The sequence below is a fragment of the Alsobacter soli genome (assembly GCF_003004785.1).
GTDB classification, from domain to species: domain Bacteria; phylum Pseudomonadota; class Alphaproteobacteria; order Rhizobiales; family Beijerinckiaceae; genus Alsobacter; species Alsobacter soli.
The window spans coordinates 17,417-39,228 of sequence record NZ_PVZS01000008.1; the positions used below are offsets into that span (position 1 = coordinate 17,417).

The 21,812-nt window shown below is 68.9% G+C and carries 22 protein-coding genes; 12 read left to right on the forward strand and 10 right to left on the reverse strand.

Annotated features, from left to right (window positions below; translation table 11 throughout):
• The 5 genes from SLNSH_RS08675 to SLNSH_RS08695 form a co-directional block, all read right to left on the reverse strand.
• The gene (locus tag SLNSH_RS08675) at window positions 1–435 is read right to left on the reverse strand and encodes a universal stress protein (protein ID WP_106336288.1); all 435 of its coding nucleotides are present in this window, start codon (window positions 433–435) and stop codon (window positions 1–3) included.
• A 106-nt stretch (window positions 436–541) separates the two neighbouring features.
• Window positions 542–1,828: an O-acetylhomoserine aminocarboxypropyltransferase gene (locus tag SLNSH_RS08680; protein ID WP_106336289.1), complete on the reverse strand. Its 1,287-nt coding sequence runs from the start codon at window positions 1,826–1,828 to the stop codon at window positions 542–544.
• 151 nt (window positions 1,829–1,979) lie between these two features.
• Complete coding sequence (locus SLNSH_RS08685; protein ID WP_106336290.1) at window positions 1,980–2,567, reverse strand: CoA-binding protein; 588 nt, start codon at window positions 2,565–2,567, stop codon at window positions 1,980–1,982.
• Between the two features lie 405 nt (window positions 2,568–2,972).
• Complete coding sequence (locus tag SLNSH_RS08690; protein WP_106336291.1) at window positions 2,973–4,427, reverse strand: glycoside hydrolase 5 family protein; 1,455 nt, start codon at window positions 4,425–4,427, stop codon at window positions 2,973–2,975.
• Between the two features lie 82 nt (window positions 4,428–4,509).
• Window positions 4,510–5,331, reverse strand: a complete 822-nt coding sequence (locus SLNSH_RS08695) for an enoyl-CoA hydratase (protein ID WP_106336292.1) — start codon at window positions 5,329–5,331, stop codon at window positions 4,510–4,512.
• A gap of 86 nt (window positions 5,332–5,417) precedes the next feature.
• On the opposite strand from SLNSH_RS08695, the gene SLNSH_RS08700 reads away from it, so the two are divergent.
• The 4 genes from SLNSH_RS08700 (at window position 5,418) to SLNSH_RS08715 (ending at window position 7,707) form a co-directional block, all read left to right on the forward strand.
• Complete coding sequence (locus tag SLNSH_RS08700) at window positions 5,418–5,873, forward strand: PaaI family thioesterase (protein WP_245422161.1); 456 nt, start codon at window positions 5,418–5,420, stop codon at window positions 5,871–5,873.
• A 201-nt stretch (window positions 5,874–6,074) separates the two neighbouring features.
• Entirely contained in the window at window positions 6,075–6,539 is a 465-nt protein-coding gene (gene rplM / locus SLNSH_RS08705) for a 50S ribosomal protein L13 (RefSeq protein ID WP_106336293.1), read from the forward strand.
• A 2-nt stretch (window positions 6,540–6,541) separates the two neighbouring features.
• Window positions 6,542–7,021, forward strand: a complete 480-nt coding sequence (rpsI, locus tag SLNSH_RS08710) for a 30S ribosomal protein S9 (RefSeq protein WP_106336294.1) — start codon at window positions 6,542–6,544, stop codon at window positions 7,019–7,021.
• A gap of 152 nt (window positions 7,022–7,173) precedes the next feature.
• Window positions 7,174–7,707 (forward strand): DinB family protein, encoded by a 534-nt coding sequence (locus tag SLNSH_RS08715; RefSeq protein WP_106336295.1) that lies wholly within the window; start codon window positions 7,174–7,176, stop codon window positions 7,705–7,707.
• Here the strand turns inward: SLNSH_RS08715 and SLNSH_RS08720 are convergent.
• The 3 genes from SLNSH_RS08720 to purM all read right to left on the reverse strand — a co-directional run bounded on the left by SLNSH_RS08720 (window position 7,650) and on the right by purM (window position 9,700).
• A complete protein-coding gene (locus SLNSH_RS08720) occupies window positions 7,650–7,859 on the reverse strand; it encodes a hypothetical protein (protein ID WP_106336296.1) in 210 nt (69 codons plus the stop codon). The genes SLNSH_RS08715 and SLNSH_RS08720 overlap by 58 nt on opposite strands.
• A 108-nt stretch (window positions 7,860–7,967) precedes the next feature.
• Window positions 7,968–8,618, reverse strand: a complete 651-nt coding sequence (gene purN / locus SLNSH_RS08725; protein WP_106336297.1) for a phosphoribosylglycinamide formyltransferase — start codon at window positions 8,616–8,618, stop codon at window positions 7,968–7,970.
• Window positions 8,615–9,700 carry a phosphoribosylformylglycinamidine cyclo-ligase gene (gene purM / locus SLNSH_RS08730; RefSeq protein ID WP_106336298.1) on the reverse strand — a complete coding sequence of 362 codons (1,086 nt, stop codon included), beginning with the start codon at window positions 9,698–9,700 and terminating at the stop codon, window positions 8,615–8,617. Before purM ends, purN begins: the two co-directional genes overlap by 4 nt.
• 226 nt (window positions 9,701–9,926) lie before the next feature.
• Here purM and SLNSH_RS08735 point away from each other — a divergent pair, with 226 nt between their 5' ends.
• The 5 genes from SLNSH_RS08735 to ppx all read left to right on the forward strand — a co-directional run bounded on the left by SLNSH_RS08735 (window position 9,927) and on the right by ppx (window position 16,230).
• Window positions 9,927–10,469 (forward strand): CDP-alcohol phosphatidyltransferase family protein, encoded by a 543-nt coding sequence (locus SLNSH_RS08735; RefSeq protein WP_106336299.1) that lies wholly within the window; start codon window positions 9,927–9,929, stop codon window positions 10,467–10,469.
• Window positions 10,445–11,620, forward strand: a complete 1,176-nt coding sequence (locus SLNSH_RS08740) for an AI-2E family transporter (RefSeq protein WP_106336300.1) — start codon at window positions 10,445–10,447, stop codon at window positions 11,618–11,620. Before SLNSH_RS08735 ends, SLNSH_RS08740 begins: the two co-directional genes overlap by 25 nt.
• A 3-nt stretch (window positions 11,621–11,623) precedes the next feature.
• Entirely contained in the window at window positions 11,624–12,313 is a 690-nt protein-coding gene (locus SLNSH_RS08745) for an HdaA/DnaA family protein (RefSeq protein ID WP_106336301.1), read from the forward strand.
• Window positions 12,314–12,404: 91 nt separating this feature from the next.
• Window positions 12,405–14,705: an RNA degradosome polyphosphate kinase gene (locus tag SLNSH_RS08750; protein WP_425352988.1), complete on the forward strand. Its 2,301-nt coding sequence runs from the start codon at window positions 12,405–12,407 to the stop codon at window positions 14,703–14,705.
• A 16-nt stretch (window positions 14,706–14,721) separates the two neighbouring features.
• Window positions 14,722–16,230 carry an exopolyphosphatase gene (gene ppx / locus SLNSH_RS08755; RefSeq protein ID WP_106336303.1) on the forward strand — a complete coding sequence of 503 codons (1,509 nt, stop codon included), beginning with the start codon at window positions 14,722–14,724 and terminating at the stop codon, window positions 16,228–16,230.
• Window positions 16,231–16,239: 9 nt separating this feature from the next.
• On the opposite strand, the gene SLNSH_RS08760 is transcribed toward ppx, so the two are convergent.
• Complete coding sequence (locus SLNSH_RS08760) at window positions 16,240–16,545, reverse strand: hypothetical protein (RefSeq protein ID WP_106336304.1); 306 nt, start codon at window positions 16,543–16,545, stop codon at window positions 16,240–16,242.
• A gap of 106 nt (window positions 16,546–16,651) precedes the next feature.
• A complete protein-coding gene (rnd, locus tag SLNSH_RS08765; protein WP_106336305.1) occupies window positions 16,652–17,797 on the reverse strand; it encodes a ribonuclease D in 1,146 nt (381 codons plus the stop codon).
• A gap of 291 nt (window positions 17,798–18,088) precedes the next feature.
• On the opposite strand from rnd, the gene aspS reads away from it, so the two are divergent.
• The 3 genes from aspS to SLNSH_RS08780 all read left to right on the forward strand — a co-directional run bounded on the left by aspS (window position 18,089) and on the right by SLNSH_RS08780 (window position 21,690).
• Window positions 18,089–19,861, forward strand: a complete 1,773-nt coding sequence (gene aspS / locus SLNSH_RS08770) for an aspartate--tRNA ligase (protein WP_106336306.1) — start codon at window positions 18,089–18,091, stop codon at window positions 19,859–19,861.
• A 187-nt stretch (window positions 19,862–20,048) separates the two neighbouring features.
• Window positions 20,049–20,945 (forward strand): glycosyltransferase family 2 protein, encoded by an 897-nt coding sequence (locus SLNSH_RS08775; protein WP_196240225.1) that lies wholly within the window; start codon window positions 20,049–20,051, stop codon window positions 20,943–20,945.
• Between the two features lie 121 nt (window positions 20,946–21,066).
• Window positions 21,067–21,690: a CatB-related O-acetyltransferase gene (locus SLNSH_RS08780; RefSeq protein ID WP_106336308.1), complete on the forward strand. Its 624-nt coding sequence runs from the start codon at window positions 21,067–21,069 to the stop codon at window positions 21,688–21,690.
• The last annotated feature ends 122 nt before the right edge of the window (window positions 21,691–21,812 follow it).

The window sequence follows — 21,812 nt, forward strand, 5'->3', positions numbered from 1 at the left end:
TCAGCGATACACCAGCACCGGGATCTTGGAGTGCGTGAGCACCTTGGTGGTCACGCTGCCGAGCACGACGGCCGCGATCCCGGAGCGCCCGTGCGACGCCATGGCGATGAGGTCGCAGCCATGCTGCCGGGCCGCGTCGATGATCGCCTTGTAGGGATCGTCGTCCTGGATGTGCGTGGCCTCCACCGCGACGCCGAACGGCTGGAGCGCGCCCAGCGCCTCCTCCAGGATGCGGCTCGCGCGGCCATAGAGCTCCTGGCTCTGTTCCGCCATGGCGGTGGCCGCGAAGGGCTCGACGGACAGCGCGGCCACCCGCGGCGTGACGGTCAGGACCGTGACGCCGGCGCCGAGCTGCCTGGCCAGGGTCCCGGCCTGCTCCAGGGCGCGCGCCGACAGCTCCGAGCCGTCGATCGGGACGAGGATTTTCTTGTACATGGGTCGATCCTGACGTGAAAACGCGCCCGGGAAGCCCGAGCGCGTCCTGTCTGGTCGATCTCGAAATCGGCCGCCATGACCCGGATCAAGGCGGCCGAGCTTGCGCTCAGCTCGCGGCGAGCGCCTCGTCCAGGTCGGCGATGATGTCCTCGACGTCCTCCAGGCCGATCGAGAGGCGCACGACTTCCGGACCCGCGCCCGCCTGGGTCTGCTGCTCCGCCGTGAGCTGGCGGTGCGTGGTGGAGGCCGGGTGGATCACCAGCGAGCGCGTGTCGCCGATATTGGCCAGGTGCGAGAACATCTTGAGGTTCGACACGAGCGCCACGCCGGCGTCATAGCCGCCCTTGAGGCCGAAGGTGAACACCGCGCCGGCTCCCTTGGGCGAGTAGCGCTTGGCGAGCCCGTTGTACTTGTCGCCCTCCAGGCCCGGATAGCTGACCCACGCCACCTTGGGATGCCGCTGCAGGTGCTGCGCCACCTTGAGCGCGTTGTCGCAGTGGCGCTGCATGCGCAGCGGCAGGGTCTCGATGCCGGTCAGGATCATGAAGGCGTTGAACGGCGACAGGGCCGGGCCCAGGTCGCGCAGGCCGAGCACGCGGCAGGCGATGGCGAAGCCGAAATTGCCGAAGGTCTCGCCCAGCACCATGCCGTTGTATTCGGGGCGCGGCTTCGACAGCATCGGGTAGCGGCCCGACTTGATCCAGTCGAACCTGCCGCCGTCCACGATCACGCCCGCGACCGAATTGCCGTGGCCGCCCAGGAACTTGGTCGCCGAGTGCACCACGATGTCGGCGCCGTGCTCGAAGGGCCGGATCAGGTAGGGGGTGGCCATGGTGTTGTCGACGATCAGCGGCACGCCCGCCCTGTGGGCGATGTCCGCGATGGCCTGGATGTCGACGATCACGCCGCCCGGGTTGGCGATGGACTCGATGAAGATCGCCTTGGTCTTCTCGGAGACGGCCGCCTCGAAGGTGGAGAGGTCATCCGGGTCGGCCCACTTCACCCGCCAGTCGAAGTTCTTGTACGAGTGATTGAACTGGTTGATCGAGCCGCCATAGAGCTTCTTGGAGGCGATGAACTCGTCTCCCGGCTGCAGCAGGGTGTGCATCACCAGGAACTCGGCCGCGTGGCCGGAGGCGACGCCCAGAGCCGCCGTGCCGCCCTCGAGCGCAGCGACGCGCTCCTCAAGCACCGCGCAGGTCGGGTTGCCAAGGCGCGAGTAGATGTTGCCGAAGGCCTGCAGGCCGAACAGCGAGGCCGCGTGGTCGACGTCGTCGAACACGAAGGACGTCGTCTGGTAGATCGGCGTCGCGCGCGCGCCAGTCGCCGGATCCGGGGCGGCGCCGGCATGAATCGCGAGAGTGCTGAAGCCGGGTGCTTTCGGCTCGGTCATGGCTGTGTCCTCGCTGTCGCGCGCGGGTCGAGCGCCCGCGTCATTCTTGGGAGAAAAAGTGGCGTTCGTTTTAAAGAACGCGATTTCGGGCGTCAACGCCGGCGGCCTCCCCAACCGTCATCGCGAGGAGCGCAGCTACGAACGAAACCCGCTAGCGCCGTGTGCCGAACGGATTCACGCCCGGCGGCCCGAGGGTGCGCTTCTGGAAGCCCTTCGCCGCCATGGTGGCGCGCTTGGACGAGATGATGCGGGAGTTGATGCCCTGCCAGCCGATCTCGCCGGACAGGCGGCCGTACTCGATCTTGGGGCAGCGGTTCATGATCACGGTGACGCCCTTGGCCTCGGCCCGGGCGGCGGCCTCGTCGTTGCGCACCGAAAGCTGCATCCAGATCACCTTGGGCAGCGGGTCCAGCGCCAGCGCCTCGTCCGTGATCGGCCCTGCGGCTTCCGAGTTGCGGAAGATCTCGACCATGTCGATCGGGAAGGGGATGTCCTTCAGGCTGCCGTAGACCGTCTGGCCCAACTGCTGCTGGCCCGCGAGTCCCGGGTTCACCGGGACGACCGTGTAGCCGCGCTCCAGCAGGTACTTGGTCACGATCCAGCTCGGCCGCGCCGAGTTGGCCGAATAGCCCACCAGCGCGATGGTCTTCACGTTGTGCAGGATGCCGCGGATGAGGTCGTCGGGGTAGGCGTCGTGGGTCATGCGGCTGTGGTACACCAAGCCGCGCCTGCGCGCCATGGCGGGCCCAGTCGCCGGGATGCGAATGCGGCTCTTCGAAACCTTGCGCGCCAGAACCAGTGATGCGCGTGCAATTTCGCTCCTGCGTCCTTGCGAGGAGCACAGCGACGAAGCAATCCACACGCCGGGGCAAGGCTCTGGATCTCGTTCCTTCGCTCGCTTTGGCGGAAACACACACCGTCATGGCCGGGCTCGTCCCGGCCATCCACGAATCCCAGCCGCGTGGATCCCCGGGACGAGCCCGGGGATGACGGAGTTGGGTTCCGTCATGGCGTGTTGAGCAATCCAGTGTGGCTGGGGTTGATCGCTGGGGCGCAATGACGACGAGCGCAAGCCCGCGGCCCCTGGATTGCTTCGTCGCTGCGCTCCTCGCAAGGACGATGAGGGACGGGGTCCAGCCCTTTCTCAGCGGGCAGGGCGCAGGGCGACCATGAGGTCCGTCGTGAAGCCCGGGACCGTGAACCGGCACACCCTGTCCCGGCTCTCCGCCACGAAGCGCGCTCGCCCGCCGCCCGCGGCCGTATCCCAGAGCGTGACCTCTCGCGCGCCGTCCGCCAGGCCGGGGACGGAAACCGCCACGTCCAGGGGCGCGGCGTTTGCGTCCACCATCCCGTCCGGCGTCACCGCATCGCCGCGCAGGAGATAGAGCAGCGCCTGGCGCTCGTCGCCGCACGCCATGGCGTGGACCTCGCCGGCGGCCTGCACGCCCACGTCCAGGCTCTCCCGCCGGAAGCTCAGCCAGTCGACCTCCGGCAGGAACGCCGCCAGCTTCGCCTGCTCGCGCCGCATGCCGGGCGTCAGGCGGTGCGGCCTCCGGTTGGGCCAGCGCATGCCGCCGCCGGCGCCGCCGGCCGCCAGGTGCGCCCACTGAATGTGCCGGAAATATTCGTCGTCGAAGGCTTCGGGCAGGGTGATCTTCTTGTCCTTGAAGGTGTGGATCGGCCCATGCTCGCTGTCGCAATAGGGGCGCCCGTCCGTGATCTCGGCGAGATGGGCCCGCACGTGCCGGGCCATGTCCAGCGCCGGGGCGATCGTGTCCCGCGGGTCGTCGATGGTGCCCATCTGGTAGACATGCACGGTCGCGAAATCGAGGTCCGGGTGGCGGAAGATCGGCTCCGTCAGCGGCATGTGGGCCCGCCATTCCAGCTCGGGCCCGAAGATGGAGACCGTCTGCGGGTGCGAACGGCCGTAGAGGCTGAGCTCGAGCCGGCGCACATGCCCCGACAGGTCGGCGATGAACTCCGGGAAGCATTCGGCCGTCTCGCCCGCCTGGGCCGGGTGGATCTCGTTCCACAGGTCCCAGGCGAACAGGGTCCCGGAGCCGCCCCAGCGCCGCACGGCGAATTCGAGCCGCGCCTTGATGGCGTTGCGGGTCTCCCGGCAAAGCAGGATCTCCGACGGGTGAGCGAGGGGGCCGCCGTTCGCCCGGTTGTAGGGGTGGTGGCGCCAGTGCAGCCACGTCCAGAACGTGTCGAAGGGCGTCAGCAGCAGCCTCAGCCCATGCTTCTGGCAAAGCGCGAACAGGTCGTCCCACAGCTGGACCATGGCGCGAGGGAAGCGCCCGGCGGGCCGCTCGAAGTAGCGGTGCCGAACCTGGGCGTATTCCAGCATGAGCCGCAGCGTGGTGACGCCGTTGGCCGCGAGGTCGGCCAGGTAGGCGTCGGCTGAGGCGAGGTCCCGCCGGCGGAAAAGCCCGGACAACTCGCGCCAGGAGATGGCCTCGTTGGCCCCGATGGGGTGCCAGGCCTCGCCATCCTCCGTCTGGAAATAGGGCGCGCCATGGGCTGCCTGAATCCAGGGAAGACCCTGGCGGACGGGGGCGGCGAGGGGCGATTGAAGGGCGAAGTCGTCCTTGAACATGCGCGGGCGAATATCTCAGCCGGGGCCCAGGGCGCCCCATCGCCCAACGCGCAAAGTCCCGGAGCGATCCAGAGTACCTGCCTCACTCCCAGCGCGGCTGGCGCTTTTCCAGAAAGGCTCCGATTCCTTCCTCGGCGTCGCGGGCCAGCATGTTCTCGGTCATGACGCGGGACGCGTGCGCGTAGGCGTCGGTCAGCCCCATCTCGAGCTGCTCGTAGAAGGCGCGCTTCCCGATGGCGAGCACGGGCGCGGCCTTGGAGGCGATGGTGGCCGCGAAGCGCTTCGCGCCGTCGAGGGCGTGGCCAGCCGGCACGACCCGGTTCACGAGGCCCATACGGAGCGCGTCGGCGGCCGGGATCGTCTCGCCGGTGAGCAACATCTCCATGGCGTGCTTGCGCGCCAAGTTGCGCGACAGCGCCACCATCGGGGTGGAGCAGAACAGGCCGATATGGACTCCCGGCGTGCAGAAACGCGCCTCCTCGCCTGCGACCGCGAGGTCGCAGGAGGCCACCAGCTGGCACCCCGCCGCGGTCGCCAGGCTTTCCACCGCCGCGATGACGGGCTGGGGCAGCCGCACGATCTGCTGCATCATGGCCGAGCAGCGGCCGAGCAGGTCCTCGAAATAGGCCCGCCCGCGGTCGGGGTCGGACCGGCGCGCCGTGATCTCCTTGAGGTCGTGGCCGGACGAGAAGCACGGCCCCGGCGCCCCGGTGACGATCACCGCCTTGACGGTCCGGTCGTCGGCGATGGCGTCGAGCTCGCGCGCGAGCGCGTCGATCAGCGCCTCCGACAGCGCGTTGCGCGCCTGCGGCCGGTTGAGGGTGAGGGTGGCGACCCCGCCCGCGTCGGAGCGCAGCAGGACCGCGCCCTCGGGCGCGCGCTGCGCGGTTTGGCTCACCTGCATCTGGTCGTCTCCACCCGTTGCGCGCCGTGCGCGTCGTTTCATAAGAAGAATAGGACGAAGCGGCCGGCCGAGGAACGCCGGCGAGCATGGGGCTGGGACGCATGCCGAGTGGGGACAAGCGCGCCGCAATGACGGTGGCGGAGCTGGACGACTTCCTGGAGCGCGAGTTCCCGCAGATGTACGTCCATGGCCGCATCTGGCACGTGCTGGAGCTGCCGCCGCATGGCGCGAAGCTGCGGATGGACTACCACCCCAGCCAGTTGCGCCCGGGCGGCACCATCTCGGGCCCGTCCATGATGGCGCTGGCGGACTTCGCCCTTTACGCGGCCGTGCTGGGCGCCATCGGCCCGGTCGGGCTCGCCGTCACCACGAATCTCTCCATCAACTTCCTGCGCAAGCCGGAGCCCCGCGCGCTCCTGGCCGATTGCCGCCTGCTGAAGCTCGGCAAGCGACTCGCCGTGGGAGAGGTCTGCATTTCATCCGAGGGCTCGGACGAGCCTGTCGCGCACGTGACCGGGACCTACTCGATCCCGCCGCGCTGAAAGGCGTGGGGTAAAATAATACCGCGACAGCTAACCAGCTGAATTTTCGATGGTTTCGCGCGAAAGCTGCGCAAAGCATGCGTTGACGAACCCCGGCGCCTCGCGTATACGCACCGTCATCGCACGGGCGGCCCTGGTCGCCCGCGTTTTCATTCCTGCGCCAGCGCGTCGCGTCGGCGCTCCACGATCGGAACGTCTCTCATGAAGACCTATTCGGCCAAGCCCGCCGAGGTCGAGAAGAAGTGGGTGCTGATCGACGCGAAGGGTCTCGTGGTGGGCCGTCTCGCGTCTCTCGTGGCCATGCGGCTGCGTGGCAAGCACAAGGCGAGCTACACGCCCCACGTCGACTGCGGCGACAACATCATCGTCATCAACGCCGACAAGGTGGTCCTGACCGGCCGCAAGCGCGACCAGAAGGTCTATTACCACCACACCGGCTACCCGGGCGGCATCAAGGAGCGGACTGCGAAGTTCATCCTGGAAGGCCGTTTCCCCGAGCGCATCGTCGAGAAGGCCGTGGAGCGCATGCTTCCCCGTGGCCCGCTCGGCCGCAAGCAGCTCGGCAACCTGCGCGTCTACAAGGGCGCTGAGCATCCCCATGTCGCCCAGGAGCCCGTGACGCTCGACGTCGCCGCCCTGAACCGCAAGAATGCGAGGAACGCCTGATCATGGCCGAGACCCTCCAGTCCCTGCAGGACCTCAAGGGCGCGGTCGAGACCGCTTCCCCCGAGTCTCCCAAGCACGTCCAGAAGCTCGACGCCCAGGGCCGCGCCTACGCGACCGGCAAGCGCAAGGACGCCGTCGCCCGCGTGTGGATCAAGCCGGGCGCCGGCAAGGTCACCGTGAACGGTCGTGACATCGGCGTGTACTTCGCCCGTCCGGTGCTGCGCATGATCCTGCAGCAGCCGCTGCTCGTCGCCAACCGCGTCGACCAGTACGACATCATGGTGTCCGTCAGCGGCGGCGGCCTCTCCGGCCAGGCCGGCGCGGTGCGCCATGGCCTGTCGAAGGCCCTGACCTACTACGAGCCCGAGCTGCGCGGGATTCTCAAGAAGGTCGGCTTCCTGACCCGCGACCCCCGCGTGGTCGAGCGCAAGAAGTACGGCCGCAAGAAGGCTCGCCGGAGCTTCCAGTTCTCGAAGCGCTGATCGGCGCTTGCACCAAAGTGTTCGCGTTTCGCGCGAACGGAGAGGGCGGCTTCGGCCGCCCTTTTTTGTGCTCGGGCTCCCGGAAGCTCCTGCGTGGCCCGTGGCGCCGGCGGGCCGAGACGATCTATGATCCCGCGGGAGGATCGTCCAGCATGCAACGCCCCTACGCCACGCTCGCCGGCTACAACGCCTGGGCCAACCGCCGGCTCTATGACGCCGTCGCCAGGCTGCCGGATGCAGACTACCGCGCCGACCGGGGCGCGTTCTTCAAGTCGCTGCACGGCACGCTGAATCACCTGCTGGTCGCGGACCGCATCTGGATGCGGCGTTTCACCGGCGAAGGCGAAAGCTACAAGCAGCTGAACCTGATCCTGTTCGACAGCCTCGCCGACCTGCGGGCGGCGCGAGAGGCCGAGGACGCGCGAATCCTGCGCTACGCGCAAGGCCTCACCGACGAGGCGCTGTCAGGCGCGATCCGCTATTCCCGGGTCAGCAGCCCGGAGGTGTTCGAGCAGCCGCTGGCGCCCGCGCTGGACCACTTCTTCAACCACCAGGCCCACCACCGCGGCCAGGCCCACGCCATCCTGACAGGGCTCGGCGCGGAGGCGCCTGAACTCGACCTGCTCTTCTACCACCGCGAGAGCGGCGAGGGCGCGGCGCGGAAGGTGGAGGACGCGACCTCCTGAACCAGGTCAGGCCAATCGGCGGCCGTGACCAGGATGGCGCGGGCAGGGCGCTCGCGCGCGTACAGGGCGGCGCTCGCCACCAGCGCCATCCCGACGACGAGGGCGGCGACCACAAAGGCCATCACAACGGCGGACCACTGCTTGTGCTGCATGCTGCAACCCGAATCAGCTCACGATTCCAGTGAGTTGACGTCATGGACGCGCGCGATCGGGGCAGGATCGTGGCGGAGCGTGGGCTGAATTGCGCAAGGACGGGCCGATCAGCCCAGAAACGGGCTGATCAGGGCCGGTTGGGGGCGGGCACCCTCGAGATGGACGCGGTTTCCCACCCGTTTGGCGTGTCCGGCGGCCACCAGCGCCAACCCGAGCGGGTAGAGCCGGTGCTCCACCCCCAGCACCCGCGCCCCGAGCGAATCCGGCGTGTCGTCGTCCAGCACCGGCACGGCGCCCTGGGCGATGATCGGGCCGGCGTCGAGCTCTGGCACGACGTAGTGCACCGTGCAGCCATGCAGCCGCACGCCCTCCTGCAGGGCGCGCTCGTGGGTGTGCAGCCCCCGGAAAGACGGCAGCAGGGAGGGGTGGATGTTGATCAGCCGGTCTTCCCAGCGGGCGATGAACCCGGGCGTGAGGATTCGCATGAAGCCGGCGAGGCAGACGAGCTCGATGCCGCGCGCCTCCAGTTCGGCCTGCATGGCGTCCTCGAAGGCTTCGCGGCCGGGATGCGCCTTGTGGTCCACCACGCAGGTCGGGATGCCCGCCGCGGCCGCTCGGTCGAGCGCCCCGGCGCCCGGGCGATTGGACAGAACCAGCGCAATTTCAGCCGGATAGGACGGGTCCTTCGCAGCCTCGATGAGGGCCACCATGTTGGAGCCGCGCCCGGACACGAGCACGGCGGTGCGCCGGCGGCTCACGGGGCTTCGATCTCGAGGTCGAGCTTGCCCTTGTACACCACGGCCGCGCCGTCCTTGCGCGGAGCGAGCTTGCCGAGCTGCACGGGCTTCTCGCCTACGGCCCGGAAGGCGGCGAGCGCGGGCTCGAGCTGGTCCGGCGCCACGACCACCACCATGCCGATCCCGCAGTTGAAGGTGCGCAGCATCTCGGACGGGCTCACGTCGCCGACGGCGGCGAGCCACTTGAACACCGGCAGCACCGGAATGGCGTCCATGTCGACCACGGCGGACAGGGTGTCGGGCAGCACGCGCGGGATGTTGTCCGTGAAGCCGCCTCCCGTGATGTGGGCCAGCGCCTTCACGCCCGAGGTGGCCTGCAGCACGGCCAGCACCGGCTTCACGTAGAGCCGGGTCGGCTCCAGCAGGGCCACGCCGATCGGGCACTCGGGCTCGAACGGGGCGGGGGCCTCCCAAGGCAGGCCGCTGAGGTCCACGATGCGGCGCACCAGTGAGAAGCCGTTGGAGTGCAGGCCGGAGGAGCGCAGGCCGAGCAGGATGTCGCCCTCGGCGATGTCGCCGCGCGGCAGCAGCGCGCCGCGCTCCGCCGCGCCCACCGCGAAGCCGGCGAGGTCGTAGTCGTTCTCGTTGTAGAGGCCCGGCATCTCGGCCGTCTCGCCGCCGATCAGCGCGCAACCAGCCTCCATGCAGGCCCGGGCGACTCCGGCGATCACCTCTGCGCCCACATGCGGCGCGAGCTTGCCGGTGGCGAAATAGTCCAGGAAGAACAGCGGCTCGGCGCCCTGGACGATGAGGTCGTTGACGCTCATCGCCACGAGGTCCACGCCGATCGTGTCGTGCTTGTTGGTCTCTATCGCGATCTTGACCTTCGTGCCGACGCCGTCGTTGGCCGCGACCAGCACGGGATCCTTGAACCCGGCCGCCTTGAGGTCGAACAGGCCGCCGAAGCCGCCGATCACCGCGTCCGCGCCGGGCCGGGCCGTGGCGCGCACCAGCGGCTTGATCGCCTCCACCATCGCGTTGCCGGCGTCCACGTCGACGCCCGCCTGCGCGTAGGTGAGGCCCTTCTTCTCGTTGGTCGGCATGTCAGGTCCTCTGTCTGGCGCGGGGTTACCGCGCTGCGCTGCGGGATGCAAGCGGCGCGGGTTTGGCGTAGGCTAAGGCGCATCGGCGCCGCACGGCGCTGGACGAGAAGGGGCGGGCTCGCATGGCGGTTGTACCTCGAGCGGAACAGGCGGGCGCAGCGTCGCCGCCTTCCGCTGTCGAGCCGGCCAGGCTCGCCGCCCTGGCACCGCCCCGTGAGAGCGACCTTTGAACTACCTTCCCAACCTTCCGAACCTGATCACCATCGGACGGTTCCTGCTCGTGCCCTTCGTGGTGGCGATGATCGGACAATCGAGCTGGGGCCTGGCCTTCGCAGGCTTCGTGATCGCCGGCGTGTCGGACGGACTCGACGGCTGGATCGCGCGGCGTTTCGACATGCGCTCCGAACTCGGCGCCTACATGGACCCGCTCGCCGACAAGGCGCTGCTCATCTGCATCTACGTGTCGCTGGCGGTCGTCGGGCAATTGCCGGCCTGGCTCGCCATCGTGGTCGTGTCGCGCGACGTGATGATCATGGGCGCGGTGGTGCTTTCCTGGCTGCTCAGCAAGCCGATCGCCATCAACCCGTCCTACATCTCGAAGGCGAACACGCTTGCGCAGATCGCCTTCGCGGCGCTCATCCTGTGGTCCCTCACCTACGGGGTGGACGACTCCCTCTGGCTGCGCGCGGGCATGCTCTTGGTGGCCAGCTTGACGATCATCTCGGCCGGCGCCTATCTCGCGAGATGGCTGAAACACATGGCGTCGTGACCGAGATCCAGGTGCGCCGGGAGCCCGTCGTCCCCGAGGCGGCCTATGACCAGCCGCTCCCCTGGCAGAAGCCGCTCGTGTTCTGGCTGGGCGCGCTGGCGCTGTTCGGCCTCGGGCTCTACGTGTTCAGCGGCATCCTGCTGCCCTTCGTGGCCGGGCTGGCGCTCGCCTATTTCCTCGACCCCGTGGCCGACCGCCTGGAGAGGATCGGATTCAGCCGGCTCTGGGCGACCGTCGTCATCCTGGGCGTCTTCATTCTGGTCTTCGTGCTGGCGCTGCTGCTCCTGGCCCCGCTGCTGGCGAGCAGCCTGGCCGACTTCGCCGCCAAGGTGCCGGGCTACGCCCAGCGCCTGCAGCAGCTCCTGGTCGAGCGCGGGACGCCGTACCTCCAGCGGCTGGGGCCCAACTTCCAGCCGCCCGATCTCCAGGGCTCACTCGGCGACTTCATCGGGAAGGGGGTCGCATGGCTGGGTGACGTGCTGCGGTCGCTCTGGAGCGGCAGCCAGACGCTGATCGGCATCGTCTCCCTGGTTGTGGTGACCCCGGTGGTCGCCTTCTATCTCCTGGTCGACTGGGACCGCATGATCGCCCAGGTCGACACCTGGACCCCGCCACGCTACCGCCCGACGGTTCGCGAGCTCGCCCGCGACATCAACGAGGCGATCGGCGGCTTCATCCGCGGCCAGTCGCTGGTCTGCCTGCTGCTGGGGGCCTGGTACGCCATTGGCCTGCTGCTGTGCGGCCTGAACTTCGGCTTCCTGATCGGCATGCTGGCCGGGCTGATCTCGTTCATCCCCTATGTGGGCTCGCTCACCGGCCTCGTGCTGGCGACCTCCGTCGCCATCGTCCAGTTCTGGCCGGATTGGGTGATGGTGGGGGCCGTGCTGGCCGTGTTCTTCTCGGGCCAGTTCCTGGAAGGGAACATCCTGTCGCCCAAGCTCGTCGGCGAGGCCATCGGCCTTCATCCAGTCTGGCTCATGTTCGCCCTGTTCGCCTTCGGCGCGCTGTTCGGATTTGTCGGACTTCTCCTCGCTGTCCCCATGGCGGCCACGGTCGGGGTGCTGGCCCGCTTCGCCTTGAAGCGCTATCTGGCGAGCCCGATCTACACCGGGCGGCCCCACGCGCCGCCGCTGTTGCCCCCGGACGCCTGACCCGTGCCCGACAAGCCCAAGCAACTCGCCCTCGACCTGCCGGTCGAGGCGCGCCAGGACGCCGAGGATTTCCTCGTCAGCGCCTCCAACGAGGCCGCCTTCGACACCCTCGAACGCTGGCCGGAATGGCCCGATCCCGTCCTGCTGCTGATCGGCCCGCCAGGGTCCGGCAAGTCGCATCTCGCGGCCATCTGGGCCTCGCGCAGCCACGCCTGGACCGTCCCGCGCGCGCGCCTGCGGCTCGCGGACGTGCCGCACCTCGCCTCGGCGGGCGCGCTGGTGATCGAGGATTGCGACCAGGCCACGGGCCACGAGGAGGCGCTGTTCCACCTGCTCAACATGGCCCGGGAGCGACGCTGCTTCCTGCTGCTCACGGCCCGGACGCCGCCGGGCGACTGGGGCCTGCGCACGGCGGACATCGTCTCGCGCCTGAGGCTCGCGCCGGCGGTCGAGATTGGCGAACCCGACGACGCCCTGGTGCGCGCCGTGCTGGTGAAAATGTTCATCGAGCGGCAGATCGTGGTCGACACGGCGGTGATCGAGTTCATCGCCATGCGCATCGAGCGCTCCATCGCGGCCGCCCAGGCCGTGGTCGAGGCGCTCGACCGCGAGGGCCTCGCCCGCGGCCGGCGCATCACGCGCCCGCTCGCCGCCGAGATTTTGCGCGGGCTGGAGGAGCGATCCGGCTCCTGAACGACCTGGGTCAAGGTTGCCTGTCGTCGAATTGTCGTAGAGCCTTGGGACAAGCAGCACGGATCGCGAACAGGGGAGACGGCGCGTGGACCTGAAGGACGAACAAACCATCGCTCGCGCCAAGGCGCCGGCGGAGGCCAAGCCGTCCGAAGTGAAGGTGCGTCCGCCGGCCAAACCCAAGGCCGCGCCGAAGGCGGCCAAAGCTCCTCCCGAGCCCATCGACCCGCAGGCGCTCATGGTCTCGCCGGAGCGCTTCATCAACCGTGAGCTCTCCTGGCTGCACTTCAATCGGCGCGTGCTGGAGGAGGCCTCCAACACCAATCACCCGCTGCTGGAGCAACTGCGGTTCCTGTCGATCTCGGCCAACAACCTGGACGAGTTCTTCATGGTCCGCGTCGCCGGCCTGCGTGGGCAGCTCAAGTCCGGGATCGTGCAGCTCTCGCAGGACGGCCTGACCCCGGCGGAGCAGCTGGCCCGCATCGGCGAGGCCGTGACGGCGCTGGCCAGCGACCAGCAGCGCCGCTGGCGCGAGCTGCGGGACGCGCTGTTCGACGTCGGCATCGTCCTCGTGGACGGGCCGGAGGTCACCCGCAACGAGCGCGCCTGGCTGGAGGACTTCTTCCTCCATCACGTCTTCCCCGTGCTGACGCCGCTCGCGGTCGATCCCGCGCATCCGTTCCCGTTCATCCCGAACCTGGGCTTCTCGCTGGCGCTGGAGCTGTTCCGCACCACCGACGGGCGTCTTCTGAACGCGCTTATCCGCGTGCCGAACAAGGTGGACCGCTTCATCCGCCTGCCGGACCTCGCCGAGACCGGGGCGGTGCGCTTCATCGCCCTGGAGCAGGCGATCTCCCTGTTCATCGGCCGGCTCTTCCCCGGCTACACGGTGCGGGGCCTCGGCGGTTTCCGCGTCATCCGCGACAGCGACATCGAGGTGGAGGAGGAGGCCGAGGACCTCGTCCGGGTGTTCGAGACGGCGCTGAAGCAGCGCCGGCGCGGGTCCGTGATCCGCCTGGAGGTCGAGGCCTCCATGCCGGAGAACCTCCGCCACTTCGTGGCCGAGGAGTTCGGGGTCCAGAGCGAGGAGCTGTTCCTCACCGAGGGCATGCTGGCGCTCAACGACCTTTCGCAGCTGGTGGCGCTCGACCGCCCGGACCTGAAGTTCACGCCCTACAACCCGCGCTTCCCCGAGCGCATCCGCGACCATGGCGGCGACTGCTACGCCGCCATCCGCCAGAAGGACCTCATCGTCCACCATCCCTACGAGTCCTTCGACGTGGTGGTGCAGTTCCTTGCCCAGGCGGCGCGCGACCCGAACGTGGTCGCCATCAAGCAGACGCTCTACCGCACCTCCTCGGACAGCCCCATCATCAAGGCCCTGGCCGAGGCCGCGGAAGCCGGCAAGAGCGTGACTGCGCTCGTCGAGCTGAAGGCCCGCTTCGACGAAGAGGCCAACATCCGCTGGGCCCGCGACCTGGAGCGCGCCGGCGTGCAGGTGGTGTTCGGCTTCATCGAGCTGAAGACCCACGCCAAGCTCAGCATGGTGGTGCGCCGCGAGGCGGGGCAGCTGGTGACCTACTGCCACGTCGGCACGGGCAACTACCACCCGATCACGGCGCGCGTGTACACCGACCTCAGCTTCTTCACCGCCGACCCGGTGATCGCCCGCGACGTGGCGCGCATCTTCAACTTCATCACCGGCTACGCCGAGCCTGCGGAGCTCGAGCGCATGGCGGTGTCGCCGCTGACCCTGAAAAAGAAGCTTCTCGCCCACATTGAGGACGAGATCGCGCATGCGAGGGCAGGGCGCCCGGCCGCGATCTGGGGAAAGTGCAACGCCCTCGTGGACGCCCAGATCATCGACGCGCTCTACGAGGCCAGCCAGGCCGGCGTGCAGGTGGACCTCATCGTGCGCGGCATCTGCTGCCTGCGCCCGGGGGTGCCGGGGCTCTCCGAGAACATCCGGGTGAAGTCCATCGTCGGGCGGTTCCTGGAGCACTCGCGTATCTACGCCTTCGGCGGCGGCCATGGCTTGCCGCACCCCAAGGCGCACCTGTACATCTCCTCCGCCGACCTGATGCAGCGCAACCTCGACCGGCGGGTCGAGGCCATGTGTCCCATCCTCAACCCGACCGTGCATCAGCAGGTGCTCGACCAGATCATGCTCGCCAACTTCCTCGACAACGAGCAGAGCTGGGCCGTCCTGCCGGACGGCTCGAGCCGGCGCATCCACCCGGCGGACGGGGAGACCCCGTTCAACGCCCACCGCTACTTCATGACGAACCCCAGCCTGTCAGGCCGCGGGAAGTCCCTGAAGAGCTCCAGCCCCAAGAGCCTGGCGGCGCAGCGCATGCGCCTCGAATCCGTGCTCGCCAGCGCCTCAGACGTTTGATTTCAAAGGTTTCCAGATGCCGGAAAACGCGCAAGGGCGCCTGAAGGTCGGCGCGCCCGTCGCCATCATCGACATCGGCTCCAACTCGGTGCGCCTCGTCGCCTACGAGGGGCAGACGCGCTCGCCCACGCCCATCTTCAACGAGAAGGTGCTCTGCGGCCTCGGCCGCAACGTCCTGACCACGGGCAAGCTCGCCCAGGACGCCATGGACAAGGCGCTCGCGGCGCTCGCCCGCTTCCGCGTGCTGTGCGACACCATGCGGATTTCCGAAGTGCGGGTGCTCGCCACCGCGGCGGCCCGCGACGCCGGCAACGGGGCCGAGTTCCTGGCCCGCTGCGAGCAGGTCACCGGCCAGCCGGTGGAGCTGATCTCGGGCAAGCGCGAGGCGAAGCTCTCCGCCATGGGAGTCGTCTCCGGGATCTGGAAGCCGGACGGCGTGGTCGGCGACCTCGGCGGCGGCTCGCTGGAGCTCATCGAGGTCAAGGGCCACAAGCTCGGCTCCGGGGTCACGCTTCCGCTCGGCGGCCTCGCCCTGCAGGACCGCTCGGGCGGCAGCATCAAGAAGGCGCTCAAGCTGGTGCGCGACGCCTTCGAGGGGCTGCCGCAGATCGAGGCCTGCAAGGGTCGGGCCTTCTATGCCGTCGGCGGCACCTGGCGCGCGCTCGCCCGCCTCCACATGAGCCAGCGGGGCTATCCGCTGCACGTCATGCACAACTACGTCATCCCCGCCCGGGACGCCGTGGACTTCGCCCGGCTGGTCGAGCGGGTGGACGCCGACATGCTGGATTCGATCGAGTCGGTTTCCGCAGCACGCCGGCCCCTGCTGGCCTATGGCGCGCTGGTGCTGGAGCAGATCATCCGCCTGGCCAAGCCCAGCGAGGTCGTGATCAGCGCCATGGGCGTGCGCGAGGGACTGCTGTTCGAGCAGCTCGACGACGAATCCAAGGCGCAGGACCCGCTGCTGGCGATGGCCCGAGAGCTCAATGTCCTGCGCTCGCGCTCGCCGCAGCACGGCGAGGAGCTTTGCGCCTGGACCGACCGCTTCTTGGCCTCCACCAGCCTGGACGAGACGGCGGAGGACAAGCGTCTCCGGCACGCCGCCTGCCTCCTGGCGGATATCGGCTGGCGCGCCCATCCGGACTACCGGGGCGAGCAGTCCTTCAACATCATCGCCCATGCCGGCTTCGCGGGCGTCGACCACCCCGGCCGCGCCTATCTCGCCCTGGCGGTGGCCTACCGCCACATGGGGCTTTCGGACGAAAAGGTCAGTCCGCGCCTGCGCGAACTGGCCACCGCCCGCATGCTCGACCGCGCCCGCATCCTGGGCGCCGCCATGCGCGTGGCCTACATCATCTCGGCCGCCATGCCGGGCGTCCTGCCCCGCACGCCGCTCCACTGCGCCCATGGGCTGCTGGAGTTGAACCTGCCGGAAGAGTTTGCGGCGCTCGCCAGCGACCGACTGTTCAACCGGCTCAAGTCGCTCGCCCGCATCATCGGCCGCACCCCGCATATCCAGGTGGGGTAAGGCGCTGCTTCAGAGCCACGCTCGCCTGGGCACGAGCCGCAGGGGCGCCAGCGGCAGGCAGATCCGCTCAGGCTCGAAAGAGCCCTTGGAGTCCTCCCTTGCGGGCGCCGACAACGCGACGAGGTCGATCTGCGTATCCTGAAAGCAATGGCCGCACATGAATACTCGGTTTTGGGCGATCCATGCGCCCTTGCGCACGCACGCCGCGCCGCAGTGGCCGCAGGCGAGCCTGAAGGTCGTGGTGCGTTCCTGATTGATCAAGCCGACGAAGCGCGCCTCGCGCGAGCGCGTAAATTCGCTGCCAACAACACTCATGTTTCATCGATCCCGCGCTACTGGGACAGAATTGCGCGTCACGGTGAATGATTGATAAATGCCGTATGAAAATTGATGAATTACGGCGCGGCGTTGAAAGGGGCGCCTAGCGAGGCACGCCCACGACCTTGCCGTCGTTCATCGCCAGCGCAAGCCGCCCGTGCTTGAGCGCCAGCGCGCGATCCCCGAACAGCTCGCGCCGCCAGCCGTTCAGCGCCGGCACCTTGGCCTCGTCGTCCGCGGCGATCGCCTCCAGGTCGTCCACCGTGGCGACGATCTTGGCGGCCACGCCCTCCTGCTCGCAGGTCATCTTGAGGAGCACCTTAAGGAGTTCCACCGTCGCCTGGTTGAAGTTGCGGCGATGGCCGCGCTCCAGCGGCGGCAGGGTCTTGGGGTCCCGGTCGAGCCCGCGCTGCACGGCGGCCACGATGTCCTGGCCGGAACGCGAGCGCTCGAACCCCGACGGGATGGAGCGCAGGTGGCCCAGCGCCTCCGTCGAGCGGGGCGCGGAGGTCACCACGTCCATCACGGCGTCATCCTTGAGGATGCGGCTGCGCGGCACGTCGCGGCTCTGGGCCTCCCGTTCCCGCCAGGCGGCGAGCTCGATGAGCACCGCCAACTCCTTCGCCTTGCGGACGCGCCCGCGCAGGCGCTGCCAGGCGTCCTCCGGATGGGCCTGGTAGGTGGACGGAGACGTCAGGATCTCCATCTCGTTCTCGAGCCAATGGGTCCTGCCCGACTCCTCGAGCTTCTTCACGAGCTCCAGGTAGACCTGCCGCAGGTGCGTGACGTCCGAGCGGGCGTAGACCAGCTGCGCCTCCGAGAGGGGCCGCTTCGACCAGTCCGTGAACCGTGACGACTTGTCGATCCGCGCCTTGGCGAGGTCATGCGCCAGCTGCTCATAGCTCACGCTGTCGCCATAGCCGCACACCATGGCGGCCACCTGGGTGTCGAACAGGGGCGTTGGGATGCACTGGTCCATGTTCCAGAGGATCTCGAGATCCTGCCGGCCGGAGTGGACCACCTTCACGACAGCCTTGTTCCGCATCAGCTCCAGGAAGGGGCTGAGATCCAGCTCCGGCGCGAGCGGGTCCACGAGCACCACGTCCTCCTCGCTCGCCAGCTGGATCAGGCATAGCTTGGGGTAGTAGGTGGTCTCTCGCATGAACTCCGTGTCGAAGGTGACGAACGGGTGCTTGGCGAGGCGGGAGCAGGCAGCTTCGAGAGCGGCGGTCGTCGTGATCAAAGGCATGGTGCGCCTGATATCGCACGAAGGCCGGAAAGGCCAGTGCAGGACTGGGGATTGGCGCGCTTGCTCCCGCTCGGAAGCCTGGGCCGTCATGGCCTGGCTTGTCCCGGCGATCCACGCTGGCGGCCGACGCGTGGATGGCCGGGACAAGCCCGGGGATGACGGCGGAGAGCGACCCTCCGCTCGCCTTGACAAAGCGGGGAGCCTATGGGTTTTTCCGCCGCACGTTTCCGGGCCTTGGGCCCGTCTTCAAAACCAAGGCGCAGGCTTCGCCGCGCGGATCAGGACGACCCCATGCACCGCTATCGCACCCACACCTGCGGCGCGCTCCGGGAGAGCGACGTCGGCCAGGAGGTCCGCCTCTCCGGATGGTGCCATCGCATCCGCGACCATGGCGGCCTGCTCTTCATCGACCTGCGCGACCACTACGGCATGACCCAGTGCGTGGTGGATCCCGATTCCCCGGCCTTCAAGGACGCCGAGCGCCTGCGCGCCGAGTGGGTGGTGCGCATCGACGGCAAGTGCCGCAAGCGCCCGGCCGGCACGGAGAATCTCGACCTGCCCACGGGCGCCGTCGAGGTGTTCGTCACGGAGATCGAGGTTCTCGGCGCGGCCGCCGAGCTGCCGTTGCAGGTCTTCGGCGACCAGCCCTACCCGGAAGAGACGCGGCTGCGCTACCGCTTCCTCGACCTGCGCCGTCAGAGCCTGCACGACAACATCATGAAGCGTATCGCGGTGATCGATTCGCTGCGCCGGCGCATGAAGGGCCAGGGCTTCAACGAGTTCCAGACGCCGATCCTGACGGCCTCCTCGCCGGAAGGCGCGCGCGACTTCCTGGTGCCCTCGCGCCTGCATCCCGGCAAGTTCTACGCCCTGCCGCAGGCCCCGCAGCAGTACAAGCAGCTGATCATGATGGCGGGCTTCGACCGCTACTTCCAGATCGCGCCCTGCTTCCGCGACGAGGACCCACGCGCCGACCGCCTGCCCGGCGAGTTCTACCAGCTCGACCTGGAGATGAGCTTCGTCACCCAGGAGGACGTCTTCGCCGCCATGGAGCCGGTGATCGGCGGCGTGTTCGAGGAGTTCGGCGACGGCAAGCCCGTGACCCCGAGCCCCTGGCCGCGCATCCCCTACGCCGAGGCCATGCGCAAGTACGGCTCCGACAAGCCGGACCTGCGCAACCCGCTGGTGATGCAGGACGTGTCCGAGCACTTCCGCGGCTCGAACTTCAAGGTCTTCGCGCGCATGCTCGAGGATCCCAAGAACCAGGTGTGGGCCATCCCCGCGCCGGGCGGCGGCAGCCGCGCCTTCTGCGACCGCATGAACTCGTGGGCGCAGGGTGAGGGCCAGCCCGGCCTGGGCTACGTGATGTGGCGCGAGGGCGCGGGCGCGGGCCCGATCGCCAACAACATCGGTCCTGAGCGCACGGCCGCCATCGGCCAGCAGCTCGGCCTGAAGGACGGCGACGCCGCCTTCTTCGTGGCGGGGGACCCCGACAAGTTCGTGAAGTTCGCCGGCTCGGCCCGCAACAAGGTCGGTTTTGACCTCAACCTCGTGGACGAGAACCGCTACGAGCTGGCCTGGGTCGTCGACTTCCCCATGTTCGAGTGGAACGAGGACGACAAGAAGGTCGACTTCTCGCACAACCCCTTCTCGATGCCGCAGGGCGGCCTGGAGGCTCTCCAGACGCAGGACCCGCTCACCATCAAGGCGTTCCAGTACGACATCGCCTGCAACGGCTACGAGATCGCCTCCGGCGGCATCCGCAACCACCGCCCCGAGGCGATGGTGAAGGCCTTCGAAATCGCCGGCTACGGCGAGGAAACGGTCGTCGAGCGCTTCGGCGCCATGTACCGCGCGTTCCAGTACGGCGCGCCGCCCCACGGCGGCATGGCGGCCGGCGTGGACCGCATCATCATGCTGCTGGTCGGCGCCCAGAACCTGCGCGAGGTGGCGCTGTTCCCCATGAACCAGCAGGCTCTCGACCTGCTCATGGGGGCCCCCAGCGAGGCCACGCCCAAGCAGCTGCGCGAACTGCACATTCGCCTGAACGTGCAGGAGAAGTGAGGCTGGCCCCACCCTCAGGCATCCTGCCCCAATCTCTCCGTCATCCCCGGCCGGAGCCGCGGAGCGGCGGAGGGGAGGGGGATGCAGGGGCGCTGGCGCGCCTTGCCCCTGGATCCCTCTCCCGGCGCTCCGCGCCGCCGGGGATGACGGCTGAGAGGCGGCGCCGCGTCGCCCGGGATCTCGGCCCATGTGGGGGAGGGCGCCCGTGAGCCCGCAGTCCTCCGACGTCACCGCCGTCGTCGTCACCTACGACAGCGCCCACGTGCTGCCGTCCTGCCTCGCCGCGCTGAAGCGGGAGGGCGTGGGCGTGCTGGTGGTCGATAACGCCAGCACGGACGGCACGCTGGAGCTCGCCGAGCGCTCTGGGGCGCGCGTGATCCGCAATGCGCGCAACGAGGGCTTTGGCCGCGCCATGAACATCGGCGTGCGCGCCGCCGGCACGCCCTTCTGCCTGCTCACCAACCCGGACCTCGTCTACGACGAAGGGGCGGTCGCCGCGCTGCTGGCCGCTGCCGACCGCTGGCCGGATGCGGGCCTCCTGGCGCCGCGCATCATCGAGCCGGACGGCCGCTTCTTTTATCAGGCGACCTCGCTGCTCGCGCCCTATCTCCAGAACACCGGCGGCAAGCTGGCGCTCCCGGAGGGCGATTGCTGCGCGCCCTTCCTGTCCGGCGCCTCCCTGCTGGTCCGCACCGAGCTCTTTCTCCAGCTCGGGGGCTTCGACGAGGCCATCTTCCTCTTCTACGAAGACGATGACCTCTGCCGCCGCATGGCGGACGCCGGCCTCGCCTTGGTGCACGTGCACGATGCGCTCGCCCGCCACGCCCGCGGCGCGTCCACCGCCCGGAAGCGCGGTCGCGTTTTCAAGGCCCGCTGGCACATGGCCTGGTCGCGCGCCTATGTGAGCCGCAAATACGGGCTTCGGGACCCCGCCCGCGGCACGCTCGCCGTGAACCTGCCCAAGACGTTGCTGGGCGCCCTTGTGCTGCGCCGGTCCCTCGTGGAGCGTTACGGCGGTTCCGCCGCCGGCGCGCTCGCCTGGATGCGCGGCGAAACGGCGCTGAAACGGGAGGGGCTGGAGTGAGGGGTCGGTATCCAAGTTGTCGTCGTTGCGAGGAGCGCAGCGACGAAGCAATCCAGGATTTTGGGCATCCGGTCCCCCTGGATTGCTTCGCTTCGCTCGCAATGACGGCTGAGCGATCCACATGCGCAAGCTGATCGCCCGCTGGTCCAACCCGCATAACCTCACGCGCGTCCACCTGCAGGCGCAGGCCGCCAAGCGCGGGTGGGAGATCGCCGACTACAGCTACGGACGCATCCGCGTCCGCGACTGGGGCGACGGCGCGCGCCTCAAGATCGGGCCGTTCTGCTCCTTCGCCGACAGCATCCAGGTCTTCCTCGGCGGCAACCACCGCACGGACTGGGTCACGACCTATCCCTTTTCCGGCATGCGCAGCCTGTTTCCCGAGGCTCCCGCCGACGCGCCCTACCATGGCAGCCGGGGCGACGTGGTCATCGGCGCGGATGTCTGGATCGGCTCGGGCGCGACCATCATGTCCGGCGTCACGATCGGCCCCGGCGCCATCGTGGCGGCCCGCGCGGTGGTGGCGAAGGACGTGCCGCCCTACGCCATCGTGGGCGGCAACCCCGCCAAGCTGATCCGCATGCGCTTCGACGAGGCGACCGTGGCGGAATTGATGCGCACGCGCTGGTGGGAACTCGACCGCCAGTCCATCGCCAAGCTCATCCCCGCCTTGCAGAGTTCAGATGTGGCAAAATTGATCGCGGCGTGCGATGCGCTGCGGGCAGGACGCTCCGCGGAAAGCTGAATCGCGCCCGCGGAACAAGTGTTGGAACTTCATGGCGCCGTGACCGCCTCGCGCAGGCGCGCTACGGTCGGCGCAATGAGGGCTCGCTCCCGCGCAGCCGGGAGTCGCAAGAGGGGAAGAGG